Raw genomic sequence first — 14,528 nt, forward strand, 5'->3', positions numbered from 1 at the left:
ATGACCACAAATACAGAATACAATAGCAGGCCCCGCGCGGAATTCTGGCCCTTTGTCCTGGCGACATTCTGGGCGCCGTTGCTGATCGCGCTGTGCTTCTTCTGGGTGCTGCTGATCCCGGTCTTTGCCATCCTGTTGGGGGGCGTATTCTATCTGATCTTCGGCGCGCCGCTGGCTTATGTGCTGCTGCGCGCGGGACAGCGCAGCCGGGTGCTGTTCGCACTGGCGGGGTTTCTGGCGGTGCTGATGATCGTGCCCGCCTGGCCCATCATCCAATGGACCGGCGCCTATCGCGCGCGCGACCTGGATATGCTGCTGAGTTTCGGCCTGTTCTTCGGGCCGCTGTGGATGGCCGTTCTGGCCCATCTCTACCCACGATTTGCGAAAGAAACCCAACAGATCCAACAGAAAGGATGATCTGATGTTTGTACCTTATGCCCTGTATTTCGTGATCAGCCTGGCGGCGCTTGCCACCTTGTCCGTGATGATCCTGCGCATTGGTGCGGTGATGGGCGACTGCCCGCAAACCGGGCGCACCGCGCGGGCGGGCGCGCTGGCCATCGTCAGCGGGTTTGTCGTCATCGGCGCGGGCGGGCTGGCGTTGATCGCCGCGCTGATCGGCCTGTCCGACCTGCCGCCGGTGGTGGCCAGCTTCGGCACCCTGGGTGTCGCGCTGGTGGCGCTTGGCATCGGCTTTGCCAGCGCGATCGGCGCGCTGCGCGACATGGTGGTCCGGGCGCAGAACCCGCGCATCCCCGCCCCTGCTGAACCGGCCCAACCTACGGCCTGACACCTGACTGCGAAGGAGACCAGCATGACACAGCAACACCCGATCGACGTGCCCGACTTCTGGATGTCGCTGTTCGTCGCGCCGCTGTTGCCCGTGCTGGTCTCTCTCCCGCTGCTGCTGGTCCCGCATCCCATGGCCTGGATCGTGTCGGCCACGACGATTGTCGCGGCGGTGCTGGGCTTCGTTCCGTGGCTGGTGATCGGCGCGCCGATCCTGTGGCGTCACCTGAAACGCTGCGGCGCGCGCGATGACATCCCGGGTCTGGCCATGGGCGGGCACGTGATCGGCACGCCCCTGCTATTGGCGCTCTACTGGGGCGTCCGATACCTGTCGGACCCCATCGTTGACGCACAAGTGCCCTTTGGGATCATCATGGTCTGCGGTGTGATTGCCGCGCCGCTTTGGGGCGCGCTTTTCGGATGGCTTTACGCCGACCCCGAACGACACAGCGGCCGCGCCAATCCTCAGTAACTGTAGGCCGCGTAGATACGCGTCAGATCGCCATCCCAATCGCCGTTGTAATGTTCCAACAGCTCATCCGCCGGGACCTTGCCGCTATCGACGCTTTCCTGCAGCGCATTCAGGAAATGGGTCTCGTCGGGGATCAGCCCGCCCGCGCCGGGGCGCGCCCGTGCCTTCAGGCCAGCCTGCGAGATCGCAACGGCCTGACGCGCGACCTCGTGCATCGACACATCGCCCACCCGCGCCTGCAACCCGTCGACCGATGCCGCCACGCGCAGCCCCTCGCGGGTCTCAGAATCCCAGTCCTTGACCAGATCCCAGGCCGCATCCAGCGCCGTCTGGTCATAGGTCAGCCCGACCCAGAACGCGGGCAGCGCACAAAGCCGCCGCCAGGGGCCGCCGTCGGCGCCGCGCATCTCGATGAATTTCTTCAGCCGCGCCTCGGGGAAGATGGTGGTCAGGTGATCGGCCCAGTCGCTGATCAGCGGGGTTTCCCCCGGCAGCGCTGGCAGCTCGCCCTTCAGGAAATCGCGAAAGCTCTGGCCCAGGGCGTCGATATATTTCCCGTCCCGATAGACGAAATACATCGGCACATCGAGCGCATAGTCCACCCAGGCCTCGAACCCGAACCCATCTTCGAACACGAAGGGCAACATGCCCGTCCGGTCGGCATCCAGGTGCCGCCAGATATAGGACCGCCAGCTTTTGTGGTTGTTCACCTTGCCCTCGAAGAAGGGCGAATTCGCAAACAGCGCGGTCGCCACCGGCTGCAACGCCAGCGCCACGCGCAGTTTCTGCACCATGTCGGCCTCGGACCCGAAATCCAGGTTCACCTGCACCGTGCAGGTCCGCCGCATCATCGACGTGCCCATGGTGCCGACCTTTTCCATATAGGCATCCATCAGCTTGTAGCGCCCCTTGGGCATCAGCGGCATCTGCTCATGCGACCAGATCGGCGCCGCCCCCAGCCCGATGAAGCCCACGCCGATCTTGTCGGCAATGTCCTTCACGTCGCGCAGATGGGCGTTCACCTCGTCACAGGTCTCGTGGATGGTTTCCAGCGGGGCGCCCGACAGTTCCAGCGCGCCGCCCGGTTCCAGGCTGACATTCGCGCCGTCCTTTTCCAGCCCGATCAGATGGCCGCCCTCCAGGATCGGCGCCCAGCCATGACCGTCGCGCAGCCCCTCCAGCACCGCACGGATCGAGCGCGGCCCGTCATAGGGCAGCGGCTTCAGCGTGTCCTTGCAATAGCCGAACTTCTCGTGCTCGGTCCCGATGCGCCAGTCTGCCTTGGGCTTGCAGCCGCTTTCCAGATAGGCCGCTAGCTGCGCGATATCTTCGATCGGGTCGCCGCCGGACTGGGGAATGGACATGGGGGTGCTCCGATCTTGCTGTGCGTGCCCGACCGATGTGGGGCGAAACGGCGGGGGATGTCAATGCGACGGGAGTCTGTGTTTTTGCCAGATCACGAAATGCTGAGGATGGGTCGTACCCGCCGCCTGTGTCGCCGCGTGATAGTCGACGCCGGGCAGCATCGCCAGCGCGTCGAACAGCACCTCGACCCCCTGCGCGTCGCCGGGAATGCGCAAGGCCAGGCCGTCGGTCTGGGTAAAGATCCAGAACAGATCGCTGTTCAGTGGCCCGGCATCGGTGGTGCGGATCTCGACCCGGGACAAGTCATCGACCGACACCGCCGCGCCACCCATGGGCCCGAAATAGGTGATCTGACGCTCGTCCAGCTCCACCATTCCCGGCCCGCCCGCGCCCGCCGGAAAGCGCGCACGCCGCGCGCCCTCCCACATCAGGGCAGCACCGATGGCCACACCCAGCCACGACAGCCATTTCACCAACCCGAACGCCGTCGCCGCGCCATAGGCCGACAGCAGGAACACCGCCAACCCGATCAACGCCTCGCGCCAGCGCAGCAGGGCGGCGGTGATTTCGGGGCGGATCATTGGCCGCGCTTCCCGGCAGGCACGCCCTGATAGGGTGCGGTGCGCGCTTCGAATTGCATATCGGTGAAATCCTTCAGCAGGCGTGGGGTATCGGCCGAGTATTCGCCAACACACATCCGCCACAGAGCGCCCCGAGCGGCATAGACCACATCCCGCCCATCGACATCGGCCCATTCCCAATCCGCGCCGTCGATCTCGACCCCCGGGCCGATCAGTCGATGTCGTTCCCAGTAAACCGCGTTGTTCGGCCCGTCCTCGCCTTCGGAAAAGCAGTATTTTTCGATATGCCACCCCAAACGCACTTGCTTGGTGAAAACGCGATGAGGTCGCCCAATCTCTTTCCGATACTCGGCGGGAGACCATCCATCGCGGATCAGTTTCTTCCAATCCAGACAATATTCATCCCCAAGATCGCATGGCAGATCATCCTGCCTGTGTAGACCGCAATCGGTAAACTTTTGCGCCCCATCAAGGGGGTGGCCATCAAGCCAGAAACTTGTGTTTCGATCGAACACGCCCCCGCCGCCCCAGCAGTTCCCCCAACCATAGTATATGAGCGCAGTCAAATACGGAGCGCGGCTGACTGCCGTCCACGATCCATCACGCTTGTGCCACATGCCATCGATTGCAAAATAGATCAGATGACGGCCATCAGGCGACAGATCGCTGCGGCGTTCATATATCCGGCCCTTCAGCCACTGCCCCAATTCGAAACTGTCATCGTTGGTATTCCATCCGATCACAGCAACCTGCCGGGACGGGCCACGCCGGAACACCACGCCATAGTCGGCCTCTCGCGCAAGTATGGCGTAAAGGCGCGGCGGCACGCGTTTCACCCCCAATCCCCCAGCGCCTGTTGCCAGACTGTCATTGCGGCTACGGCGGCGGTGTCGGCGCGCAGGATGCGGGGGCCCAGGCTGACGGCGTGGGCGAAGGGCAGTGCGGTCAGGCGGGCGCGTTCGGGGTCGGAAAAGCCGCCCTCGGGGCCGATCAGAATCGCCCATTTGCCGCCGCCCGCCGCGCCCAGGGTTTCGGCGGCACCGGCCAGCGCCTCGTCACAGAACATCAGTTGCCGGTCCACGGGCCAGTCGGCCAACATCCGGTCCAGCCGTTGCAGGTCGTCAACCTGGGGCACGAAGGTGCCGCCGCATTGCTCGGCGGCCTCGACCGCGTGGGCCTGCAACCGGTCCTGCCGGATGCGCTCGGCATTGGTGAACTCGGTCTGTACCGGACAGATGCGCGCGGCGCCCATCTCGGCCGCCTTTTCGACGATGAAATCGGTGCGCGCCTTCTTGATCGGGGCAAAGAGCAGCCACAGGTCGGGCGGGTTCATCTGACCCCTGGTCTGTTCGACACAGGACAGGATGCCGCCGCGCTTTCCGGCCTCGACCACCTGGGCCAGCCACTCGCCATGGGCGCCGTCGAACACCAGAATGTGATCGCCCGCACCCAGCCGCATCACCCCGAAAAGGTAATGCGCCTGCTCGCGGGTCAGAGGAATGGTTTGCCCCTGCCCCGGCGGGTGCTCTACATAGAGCCTGACCTTTGCCGATTTTCCGTTTTTCATGGGGCCGACACTATGTCTGAGACAACCGAAACGCCAGAGGCCACAGGCCAGGTATCCGACGCCGTTTCCGGCAACTGGGTGGACCGGCTGGCGCCGGACTGGACGCGCCCCTATCTGCGGCTTTCCCGCGCAGACCGGCCGATCGGCACCTGGCTGCTGCTGATCCCGTGCTGGTGGGGCACGCTGCTGGCCGCCGCGTCGACCGGATTTCGGGCAGCCGATCTCTGGATCCTGATCGGCTGCGCCTTGGGCGCTTGGCTGATGCGCGGGGCGGGCTGCACCTGGAACGACATCACCGACCATGAATACGATGCGAAGGTCGAGCGCACCAAATCCCGCCCGATCCCGTCGGGACAGGTCACGGTGCAACAGGCGACAGTCTGGATGGCGATGCAGGCCGGGATCGCGTTCCTGATCCTGATAACCTTCAACTGGACAACCGTTTTTCTGGGCGTCGCGTCGCTGGGGCTGGTGGTGATCTATCCCTTTGCCAAGCGCTTCACCTATTGGCCGCAGGTGTTCCTGGGGCTGGCGTTCAACTGGGGCGCGCTGCTGGGCTGGACGGCGCATACCGGGTCGCTCGCCCTGCCGGCGGTGCTGCTCTATCTGGGTGGGATCGCCTGGACGATCTTCTATGACACGATCTATGCCCATCAGGACACCGAGGACGACGCGCTGATCGGGGTGAAATCCACCGCGCTGCTGTTCGGCGACGACACCAAGGAATGGCTGCGGCTGTTCATGATGACCACCGTGATCCTGCTGACTGCCGGGGTGGTGGTGGCGCTGATCTCGCAGGACAGTATCCTGAAGGTGCTGCTTGGCGTTGCCGGTGTCTGGGCCTTTGGCTGGCACCTGACGTGGCAGCTGACGCGACTGAAAACCTATAACCCCGCGACGTGCTTGCAGCTCTTCCGGTCGAACCGCGATGCGGGGCTGATCCTTGTGCTGTTTCTTGCCGCAATCATCGTGCTGTGATTGCGCCCGCGCGGGGGCCGTTCTAGAACCAGCGATACAGTGAAACCGGAGTAGCCTGTCGATGCGTCTGTCCGCCAACCTGATCGCCCCGGCCGCGGTGCTGGCCGCCGGAGTCCTGTCGCTTGCCGGGGCCTATGTCGCGGTCAACGTGATCGAAAACCGCGCCGCCGTCGAAGTGCACCGCGCGCTGGTGCTGGACGGGATCAGCTTTACCGATGTGTCCGCCGACGGGCTGCAGCTGCGCCTGACCGGCACCGCCCCGACCGAGGCCGCCCGTTTCCGCGCCCTGACCGTGGCTGGGACCATCGTCGATTCCGCCCGCGTGATCGATGCGATGGACGTTGCCCCCAGCACGCCGCTGACCCTGCCCAGCTATTCGCTGGAGCTGCTGCGCAATGACGATGGGGTGTCGATGATCGGCCTGATCCCGTCCGAAGACGCCCGCGTCCGGATCGGCACCGCCGTGCAGGAGGCGATCAGCGGCGGCCAGATCTCGGACATGCTGGAGACCGCCGACCACCCCGCGCCGAAAGGCTGGAACGCGGCGCTGAACTATGGCATCCGCGCGCTGGAGCTGCTGCCGCGTTCCAAGATCTCGGTCTCGGCCGACCGGGTGGCGGTCACGGCGATTTCCGAAAGCCCGGCGCAACGGGCGAAATTCGAAACCGAGCTGACACGCAACCAGCCCAAGGGCATCGATATCGTGCTGGATATCTCGGCCCCGCGCCCGGTCATCACCCCCTTTACCCTGCGCGTCCTGCTGGACGAGGGCGGCGCGCGGTTCGATGCCTGTTCGGCCGATACCGAAGGCGCGCGCAAGCGGATCCTGGATGCCGCCCGCGCCATCGGGCTGGAAGACGGGGACGCGGGCGACTGCACCATCGGCCTGGGCGTGCCGACGCCCGACTGGGCGGCAGCGGTCGAAACCGGGATTGCCGCGCTTGGCCGGCTGGGCGGCGGCGCGCTGACCTTTTCGGATGCCGATGTGACGCTGGTGGCGCTGGACAGCGCCGAACAGGACCTGTTCGACCGCGTCTCGGGCGAGCTGGAAAGCGACCTGCCCGATGTGTTTTCGCTGCACGCGGTGCTGCCCGAACCGGTCAAGGTCGACGGGACCGGCACCGATACATCGGACGGGCCGCCGGAATTCGTCGCCACCAAAAGCCCCGAGGGCCAGGTGCAGCTGCGCGGGCGCACCACCAATGCGCTGGTCCGTCAGGCGGCGGAAAGCTATGCGCGCTCGCGCTTCGGTCTGGGCAATGTCTATGCCGCGATGCGGCTGGACAGCGAACTGCCTGCGGGCTGGCCGCTCAGGGTGCTGACCGGGCTCGAGGCGCTTTCGGACCTCAATCAGGGGATCGTGGTGGTCCAGCCGGAATTCGTCAGCGTCAAGGGCGTGACCGGCGACCCGCAGGCCCGTGCGCGGATCTCGCGCCTTGTGGCCGACAAGCTGGGCGATGCGCAGAATTTCGAGATCGACGTACGCTATGACGCCGCGCTCGACCCGGTGGCGGGGCTGCCCAGCCCGCAGCAATGCATCGACCAGCTGAACGCGGCACTGAGCGGCGCGCAGATCAAGTTCGAGCCCGGATCGTCGACCATCGACGGCGCCTCGCTTCAGGTGGTCGACAAGCTGGCCGATATCCTGAAAGAATGCCCCGAAGCCGAATTCGAGATCGGCGGCCACACCGACAGCCAGGGGCGCGAAGAGATGAACCTGCAACTCAGCCAGCAACGGGCCGATGCGGTGCTGCAGGCGCTGATGGCGCGGCGCATCCTGACCACCCACATCACCGCGCAGGGCTATGGCGAAACCGTGCCCATCGCCGACAACCAGACCGAAGACGGGCGCGAGGCGAACCGCCGGATCGAATTCAAGCTGATCGAACCGGAAACGCCCGCCACCGAAGACACCACAGACACATCCGAGAGCGCCGATGAACAGAATTGAATTCATACTGGTAACCGCCCTGGTTCTGTTCGTGGCCTTCATGCTGGGCTGGTTCGCCTCGTGGCTGATCCACCGCGTGGGGCGCGTCACCGCATCGGACATGAACGAGCTGGACCAGATGGCCCAGGCCCTGCACGAGGCCGAGGAAACCCGCGACCAGGCGATCACCTATATCCAGCACCGCGAGGCCGAACTGGCCAACCAGCTGACCCAGACCCAGGCCGAACTGGGCGCCGCCATGGACGGCCTGCGTGCCGCCAGGCACGAGGCCGACGAACTGCGCGCCTATATCGAACGGCAAAGCCAGGGCGCGGGATAATCGCAAGGGCGGTTTGGAGCCCAAGTTGCACAACGCTGCCGAGCAGCAATATAATTGAAATATGAAGTGGTTCTCTCTCGCTCTGGGTATTGTACTTTTGCTTGCAAGCTGGCTGATTGTTCAAATCGCCAAGGGCTATACGTTCACCTAAGGCGGTTATGAGGAATAGAACGAGGAATTCCTCAATGACTACAATGCTTGCTGCCTCGTGACAGACTTAAAGTCGGTGGCTCCATATGTTTTGGCTGGTGTGTGTTGCATTCTGTTTTCTGTTTGGAAATTTGTGCGTGAACGACCAAAACGATCATTCGACTAAACGAAACGCCTACGTCCGCTTTGTCTCGCAAAGAAACCGATGAGCCGATTTCGACTGACCTGACACCAAACAGTTACGCCGCTACGCCCCACCCCAGCGATCCAGCGCCTCTTCGTCCTCGTCCTTCGACGCGACCCAGCCGGTCCCGTCGCCGGTGACTTCCTTCTTCCAGAACGGCGCGCGGGATTTGAGGTAGTCCATCAGGAATTCCGCCGCAGCAAAGGCATCCTTGCGATGCGGGGCGGCGGTGGCGACCATCATGATCGGGTCGTCCGGCCCCAGCACCCCATGGCGGTGGATGACCAGCGCGCCGGTCAGGCCAAAGCGGTCCAGCGCCGTGTCGACCATCGCCGCGATCGCCTTTTCGGTCATGCCGGGGTAATGTTCGATCTGCATCTCCAGCAGGCCGCCGGCCACGTCGCGCACCACGCCGGTGAAGCTGACGACGGCCCCCGCCCCGGTTTGCGCGGCGGCAAACCGGTTCAGCTCGGCCCCGGCGTCAAAGGGCGCGGGATCGACGCGGACGCTCATCCGCCGGTCATGGGCGGGAAGAACGCCACCTCGCGCACGCCAGCCAGCGGCGCGTCGAAATCCGACAGTTCCTGATCCAGCGCGACCTTCAGCGCCGACAGATCGGCAAAGGCCGCGGCATAACGCTCCTCGCGCGCGCTCAGCTCGGCCACCAGATCGGCGACGGTCGCGGCTGCGGTCTCCACCCGCTCTTTCGGCAGGCCGATCCGCTCGCGGACCCAGGCGAAATAGAGGACATCAATCATGGTTTCCCCCGCAGATAGGGCAGCGATTTGGCGAAATAATCCCAGCCGGTGACAAAGGTCAGAACGGCCGCCAGCCACAGCAGCGCGATGCCGCCATACATGGTCGCCAGCAGGCCGTTATATTTCCACGCCAGCCCCATCTCGTCGGGTTGCCGCCCGGCCAGAACGTCATCCACCATCGCCGCATCCATGCCATAGCTGTGCATGCCGACATAGTGCTCGAATATGCCCTGCGCCAGCAGCACCGCGATGGCGACCATCTGAACGGTGGTCTTCCACTTGGCCAGCTTCGTGACCGCCAGCAGCCCCGCCTGTTCGCGCAGGAACTCGCGCAGGCCCGAGATGAAAACCTCGCGGAACAGGATGACGGTGGCGGGCAGCATGACCCAGGCGCTCATCCCGAACAGCCCGGTGACCGCCAGCAGCGCGATGACCACCATCGCCTTGTCGGCAATCGGGTCCAGCATCGCGCCAAACCGGCTGGTCTGGTTCCACTTGCGCGCCAGATAGCCGTCCAGCCAATCGGTGACCGAGGCGCTGACGAACAGCAATAGCGCCACGAAATCGGCCCAGGGGCGCGCCAGGAAGACAAAGGCAAACACCACCCCCGGCGCCGCCAACAGGCGCAGGATGGTCAACATGTTGGGCACAGTCCAGATCATGTCGCGGACCCTACAGAGGTTTGAAAACGGGGGGAAGCCCCCGCACAATGCGCGGCGCAAACGCCGCCTCGGCAGCCCGCTTGCCACGCAAATCGAAAATGTGTTCAGATCGAAAATGAGTATGCATCCCGCACGCTTATCGGATCAGCCGAACCCCCATGTCACCTACGATCAAGATCGAACAATCGACGGCAACCTTGCCGACAGATCTTGAGGATCTGCAGCGGGACGCCGCCAGCGAAGGCTACAGATTCATCGAGCGGCTGGTGCGGGAATGGAACGACGGCACCAAGCGGTTCAATGGCCCCGGCGAAAGGCTTCTGCATGCGCGCGTTTCGGGCCAACTGGCGGGGATTGGCGGCATCACGATCGACCCCTACGAGGCCGACGCCCTGCGCATGCGGCGGTTCTATGTCCGGCCCGGGTTCCGTCGGTACGGCGTTGCGCGCGCACTGGCCTATGCTCTGCTCGACTCCACCGGCACCGGCCATTGCCGTGTAAATGTGAATGCGGCGACGGAACTGGCACCCGCGTTTTGGGAAAACCTGGGCTTCAGACGGGTTGTCGCGGCACGGCACACCCATGTTCTGGACCCTGACAGCGACCGGACCAGGCTGGTTTAACCCTTCTCGTGGAAATACCCATAGATGGTTTCGGCCAGACTGTCCGAGATCCCGTCCACGGCTTTCAGGTCCGCAAGCCCCGCGCGGCTGACGGCCTTGGCGCTGCCGAAATGGGCCAGCAGGGCACGTTTGCGGGTGGCGCCGACGCCCGGCACCTCGTCCAGCGGGGTGGCGCCGATGGCCTTGGCGCGTTTCTGGCGGTGGGCGCCGATGGCAAAACGGTGCGCCTCGTCCCGCAGGCGCTGAACGAAATAGAGCACAGGGTCGTTGTGGCGCAGGGCAAAGGCGCGCTGGCCGGCGCGGTGGAATTCCTCTTTCCCGGCATCGCGGTCCACGCCCTTGGCCACACCCACCATGGTGATGTCCTGCACGCCCAGCTCGCGCAGGATCTCGTCCACCGCGCTGACCTGTCCCGCGCCGCCGTCGATCAGCAGCAGGTCGGGCCAGGCCTCGCCCTGGCGATCCGGGTCTTCCTTCAGCAGGCGCTGGAAGCGGCGGGTCAGGACCTCTTTCATCATGCCGAAATCGTCGCCGGGGGTCAGGTCTGTGCCTTTGATGTTGAACTTGCGGTACTGGCTTTTCACGAACCCCTCGGCGCCCGCGACGATCATCGCGCCGACCGCGTTGGTGCCCTGAATGTGGCTGTTGTCGTAAACTTCGATCCGGGCGGGCGGGGTGTCCAGCCCGAACGCCTCGGCCAGACCGCCCAGCAGCTTGGCCTGGGTCGCGCTTTCCGACATCCGCCGGGCCAGGCTTTCGCGGGCATTGCGCAGCGCGCCAGAGACCAGCTCCAGCTTCTCGCCCCGTTGCGGCACGGCGATCTCGACCTTGCGACCCGCCTTTTCCGACAGCGCCTCGGCCATCAGATCCGGGTCCTCGATCTGGTCGGACAGCAGCAACAGGCGCGGCGGCTCCTTGTTGTCATAGAACTGCCCCAGAAAGGCTTGCAGCACCTCGGCCGGGGCGGTTTCCCCGGCGATGCGCGGATAGTAATCGCGGTTGCCCCAGTTCTGATGCGCGCGGATGAAGAACACCTGAACGCAGGCCTGCCCGCCCTCCATATGCAGGGCGATCACATCCGCCTCGGCCACGCCGCGCGGGTTAATGCCCTGAGATTGCTGCACCTGCGTCAGTGCGCGAATACGGTCGCGCAGGGCGGCGGCGCGTTCGAACTCCATCGCCTCGGACGCGGCCTGCATCTGTTCGGCCAGTTCCTCTTGCACGCGGGTGCTGCGCCCTTGCAGGAACCGTTCGGCATCGGCCACCAGCGCGCGGTAATCGGCCTTGTCGACATAGCCCACGCAGGGCGCGCTGCACCGCTTGATCTGATAGAGCAGACAGGGCCGGGTGCGGCTTTCGAACGTCGCATCGGTGCAGTTGCGCAGCAGAAAGACCTTCTGCAATTGGTTCAGCGTCCGGTTCACCGCGCCCGCGCTGGCAAAAGGGCCATAATAGCTGCCCTTTTCCTTTTTCGCGCCGCGATGCTTCTTGATCTGCGGAAAGTCGTGATCCTTGGCCACCAGGATATTCGGAAAGCTCTTGTCGTCGCGCAACAGCACGTTGTAGCGCGGCTTGAGCTGCTTGATCAGGTTCTGTTCCAGCAGCAGCGCCTCGGTCTCGGTCTGCGTGGTCAGGAACATCATGCTGGCGGTTTCGCGGATCATCCGGGCGATGCGCGCGCTGTGCCCCGTGGGCCGGGCATAGCTGGAAACCCGCGCCTTCAGGTTCCGCGCCTTGCCCACGTAAAGCACCCGCGCCTGGGCATCCAGCATCCGGTATACCCCGGGCGAGGCATCGAGCTGTTTGAGATAGGATTGGATACACGCCGCCCCCGTCCGCACGGGCGCTTCGCTGTCAGATTTCCGTGTCATCTTTCGCCGCCGTGATTCCCCCTGTCGCTGCAACGCAGATCCGGCAGGGGCAAGAGCAAACAAATCCACCGTTTCTGTGGATAACTCTGGTGGTAACTATCGCTGAATCCGATTTTTCCTTTCTTTTCGGGCCAATTCACGAGTTTGCCTGTTTTTTGAGCAGTATTGCAAGGCATTGATTTTATTGCACTTCTTTTTTTCACCTTACAAATCATTGAAAACACTCAAGAAACTGTAACGCTTTTGTAATTGTCCTGTGACCGGTGGAAAACCCGCGGCGCACAGGCCCCGAGCGGGCCTTATTCCACGCCCAGAACGTCCGGTGTCTGCCACGCAAGGTGCTGTCCGCCATCGACACAGATCATCTGTCCGGTGACCGCGGGCGCCGCGATCAGATAGTGCAGCGCTGCGGTTATGTCGTCCTCGTTCGCGCCCCGGCCCAGGATGGTCGCGGCGCGCTGGCGGGCGAAATGATCGACGCTTTGCCGGGTCGCGCGCAGGGTCGGACCGGGGGCAATGGCGTTCACCCGCACATCGGGCGCCAGCCCCTGCGCGGCGGTCTGGGTCAGCGCCCAAAGCGCCGTCTTGGCGATGGTATAGCTGGCGAATTCCGGCGTCAGCTTGCGCACCCGCTGGTCGATCATGTTGACCACCAGCCCCTGCGCCAACGGCTCGCCCGCCGCATCGGTCGCCGCTTGCGGCACCTGGTGCGCAAAGGCCTGGGTCAGCACGAAGGGCGCGCGCAGGTTGGATTCGATATGCCGGTCCCAGCTGTCGCGGGTGCCGGTGCGGATCGTGTCATGCTCGAAGATCGAGGCGTTGTTGACGAGCAGCGTCAGCGGCCCGCCCAGCGCCTTGGCGGCGGCGGGCAGCAGGGCCTGTGTCTCGTCCTCGACCAGCAGGTCGGCGCGCAGCGCAACGGCGCCCTGCCCCATCGCGCGGATCTCGTCCACCAGCGCGGCGGCATCGTCGGCCGACCCGGCATAATGCACCGCCACGTCGAACCCCGCCCGCGCCAGCGACAGGCACATCGCCCGCCCCAGCCGCTTGGCACCGCCCGTGACCAGTGCTTTTTTGTCAGCCATGCACTCGCTCCGTCAGATCAGGACACTGACAATATAGACCGCATAGAGCGCGGTGAAGACAATCCCCCACGCCCGGTTGATCGGCCAGTGCAGAAACACGAACGGCAGCAACAGCATCGACGCGCCCAGCATGATCCACAGATCGAAATCCAGCATCTCTTGCGGGACCGGGATCGGCGCCACGAAGCTGGCCACACCGATGATTGCCAGCAGGTTGAAGATGTTCGACCCGATCACGTTGCCCAGCGCCACATCGGCCTGACGGCGCAGCGCGGCCATCACGGTCGTGGCCAGTTCCGGCAGCGACGTGCCGACCGCCACCAGCGTCAGGCCGATCACTGTCTCGCTGACGCCGATGGCGCGGGCGATGTTGATCGAGCTGTCCACCAGCAGGCTGGCGCCCAGCGGCAGGCCGATCAGCCCCAGCGCCAGAAAGACCGAGATCTTCCACCAGGGCAGCGACGGATCGGCGCCTTCGATCTCTCCCGCGTCGGTGTCGTCGGGTTCGGCCGCGCCGTTCATGGCCTCGTTCCGATGCGCGCGGGCGGCCAGGAACGCATCGCCCAGCACCAGCGACAGCCCCGCCAGCAGGACCAGACCATGCACCCAGTCGAACGGGCCCAGGAAACACAGCGCGATGAACAGGATCGATGCCAGCAGCATGAAGACAAAGGTCCGCCGCGTGTCGCATTCGCTGGTATGCAGCGTGGCCAGCAGCGCCGGGATGCCCAGCACCAGTAGCACATTGGCGGTGTTCGATCCCACCACATTGCCCAGCGCGATGCCCGGCGCATTGTCCAGCGCGGCCTGAATGGCGATCAGCAGTTCGGGCGCCGAGGTGCCGAAGGCCACGATGGTCAGGCTGACGATCAGCGCCGGGATGCCCACCCGCAGCGACAGGTTCACCGCCCCCTTGACCAGAGAATCCCCCGCCAACAGCAGGATGATCAACCCCAGCCCCGCATACAACAGATCCAAACCCATCAGCCCGATGTCACCCCTTGCGACAGGGGCACGGCCCCTTTCCGATCTTGTGGCGCCCGCAATGCGGGCATTTCCCGGCCTTTGCAAGACCCATCCGCCCCTTGCCGATCGCCGGCAGGCGCAGTTTTCCGAACATGGCCAGAACGGCCATGCCCACCAGGAACAGGCTGACAATCTTGACGATCACGG

At 64.6% G+C, this 14,528-nt stretch carries 18 protein-coding genes; 7 read left to right on the forward strand and 11 right to left on the reverse strand.

Features of this window, described 5'->3' with window-relative positions; translation table 11 throughout:
* Genes CLM60_RS06585 through CLM60_RS06595 form a run of 3 tightly spaced genes read left to right on the forward strand, consistent with a single transcriptional unit; the run spans position 1 to position 1,261 of the window.
* On the forward strand, positions 1-417 hold the full coding sequence (locus CLM60_RS06585; protein WP_095588370.1) for a hypothetical protein: 417 nt from the start codon (positions 1-3) through the stop codon (positions 415-417).
* Positions 418-421: 4 nt separating this feature from the next.
* Positions 422-790, forward strand: a complete 369-nt coding sequence (locus CLM60_RS06590) for a hypothetical protein (RefSeq protein ID WP_095588371.1) — start codon at positions 422-424, stop codon at positions 788-790.
* Positions 791-814: 24 nt separating this feature from the next.
* Positions 815-1,261, forward strand: a complete 447-nt coding sequence (locus CLM60_RS06595; RefSeq protein WP_095588372.1) for a hypothetical protein — start codon at positions 815-817, stop codon at positions 1,259-1,261.
* Here CLM60_RS06595 and CLM60_RS06600 read toward each other — a convergent pair.
* From CLM60_RS06600 to CLM60_RS06615, 4 genes are read right to left on the reverse strand one after another with little or no spacing between them, the layout of a single operon-like run.
* Positions 1,255-2,625, reverse strand: a complete 1,371-nt coding sequence (locus CLM60_RS06600) for a glutamate--cysteine ligase (protein ID WP_095588373.1) — start codon at positions 2,623-2,625, stop codon at positions 1,255-1,257. The genes CLM60_RS06595 and CLM60_RS06600 overlap by 7 nt on opposite strands.
* Positions 2,626-2,685: 60 nt before the next feature.
* The gene (locus CLM60_RS06605; protein WP_095588374.1) at positions 2,686-3,207 is read right to left on the reverse strand and encodes a hypothetical protein; all 522 of its coding nucleotides are present in this window, start codon (positions 3,205-3,207) and stop codon (positions 2,686-2,688) included.
* Positions 3,204-4,043, reverse strand: a complete 840-nt coding sequence (locus CLM60_RS06610; RefSeq protein WP_141246473.1) for a hypothetical protein — start codon at positions 4,041-4,043, stop codon at positions 3,204-3,206. Before CLM60_RS06610 ends, CLM60_RS06605 begins: the two co-directional genes overlap by 4 nt.
* Entirely contained in the window at positions 4,040-4,774 is a 735-nt protein-coding gene (locus CLM60_RS06615) for a 16S rRNA (uracil(1498)-N(3))-methyltransferase (RefSeq protein WP_095588376.1), read from the reverse strand. The genes CLM60_RS06610 and CLM60_RS06615 overlap by 4 nt, the downstream gene beginning before the upstream one ends.
* Before the next feature lie 12 nt (positions 4,775-4,786).
* Between CLM60_RS06615 and ubiA the strand changes: the two genes are divergently transcribed.
* The 3 genes from ubiA to CLM60_RS06630 all read left to right on the forward strand — a co-directional run bounded on the left by ubiA (position 4,787) and on the right by CLM60_RS06630 (position 8,022).
* Positions 4,787-5,752: a 4-hydroxybenzoate octaprenyltransferase gene (gene ubiA / locus CLM60_RS06620; protein ID WP_095588377.1), complete on the forward strand. Its 966-nt coding sequence runs from the start codon at positions 4,787-4,789 to the stop codon at positions 5,750-5,752.
* A 61-nt stretch (positions 5,753-5,813) separates the two neighbouring features.
* Complete coding sequence (locus tag CLM60_RS06625) at positions 5,814-7,703, forward strand: OmpA family protein (protein WP_095588378.1); 1,890 nt, start codon at positions 5,814-5,816, stop codon at positions 7,701-7,703.
* Positions 7,690-8,022 carry a hypothetical protein gene (locus tag CLM60_RS06630; protein WP_095588379.1) on the forward strand — a complete coding sequence of 111 codons (333 nt, stop codon included), beginning with the start codon at positions 7,690-7,692 and terminating at the stop codon, positions 8,020-8,022. The genes CLM60_RS06625 and CLM60_RS06630 overlap by 14 nt, the downstream gene beginning before the upstream one ends.
* Before the next feature lie 397 nt (positions 8,023-8,419).
* Here the strand turns inward: CLM60_RS06630 and CLM60_RS06635 are convergent, their stop codons facing one another.
* From CLM60_RS06635 to pgsA, 3 genes are read right to left on the reverse strand one after another with little or no spacing between them, the layout of a single operon-like run.
* Positions 8,420-8,869 (reverse strand): molybdenum cofactor biosynthesis protein MoaE, encoded by a 450-nt coding sequence (locus CLM60_RS06635; RefSeq protein WP_095588380.1) that lies wholly within the window; start codon positions 8,867-8,869, stop codon positions 8,420-8,422.
* Entirely contained in the window at positions 8,866-9,111 is a 246-nt protein-coding gene (gene moaD, locus CLM60_RS06640; protein WP_095588673.1) for a molybdopterin converting factor subunit 1, read from the reverse strand. Before moaD ends, CLM60_RS06635 begins: the two co-directional genes overlap by 4 nt.
* On the reverse strand, positions 9,111-9,776 hold the full coding sequence (pgsA, locus tag CLM60_RS06645) for a CDP-diacylglycerol--glycerol-3-phosphate 3-phosphatidyltransferase (protein WP_095588381.1): 666 nt from the start codon (positions 9,774-9,776) through the stop codon (positions 9,111-9,113). Before pgsA ends, moaD begins: the two co-directional genes overlap by 1 nt.
* Before the next feature lie 158 nt (positions 9,777-9,934).
* Between pgsA and CLM60_RS06650 the strand changes: the two genes are divergently transcribed.
* Entirely contained in the window at positions 9,935-10,399 is a 465-nt protein-coding gene (locus CLM60_RS06650) for a GNAT family N-acetyltransferase (RefSeq protein WP_095588382.1), read from the forward strand.
* Here CLM60_RS06650 and uvrC read toward each other — a convergent pair.
* The 4 genes from uvrC to CLM60_RS20860 form a co-directional block, all read right to left on the reverse strand.
* A complete protein-coding gene (gene uvrC, locus CLM60_RS06655; protein ID WP_095588383.1) occupies positions 10,396-12,270 on the reverse strand; it encodes an excinuclease ABC subunit UvrC in 1,875 nt (624 codons plus the stop codon). The genes CLM60_RS06650 and uvrC overlap by 4 nt on opposite strands.
* A 299-nt stretch (positions 12,271-12,569) precedes the next feature.
* Complete coding sequence (locus CLM60_RS06660) at positions 12,570-13,355, reverse strand: SDR family oxidoreductase (protein WP_095588384.1); 786 nt, start codon at positions 13,353-13,355, stop codon at positions 12,570-12,572.
* Positions 13,356-13,367: 12 nt separating this feature from the next.
* Positions 13,368-14,339, reverse strand: a complete 972-nt coding sequence (locus tag CLM60_RS06665) for a calcium/sodium antiporter (protein WP_095588385.1) — start codon at positions 14,337-14,339, stop codon at positions 13,368-13,370.
* Between the two features lie 10 nt (positions 14,340-14,349).
* Positions 14,350-14,526, reverse strand: coding sequence for a hypothetical protein (locus CLM60_RS20860; protein WP_176473815.1), 177 nt, complete (start codon positions 14,524-14,526; stop codon positions 14,350-14,352).
* Between the last annotated feature and the right edge of the window lie 2 nt (positions 14,527-14,528).

The sequence above is a fragment of the Actibacterium ureilyticum genome, assembly GCF_002285435.1.
GTDB lineage: Bacteria > Pseudomonadota > Alphaproteobacteria > Rhodobacterales > Rhodobacteraceae > Actibacterium_C > Actibacterium_C ureilyticum.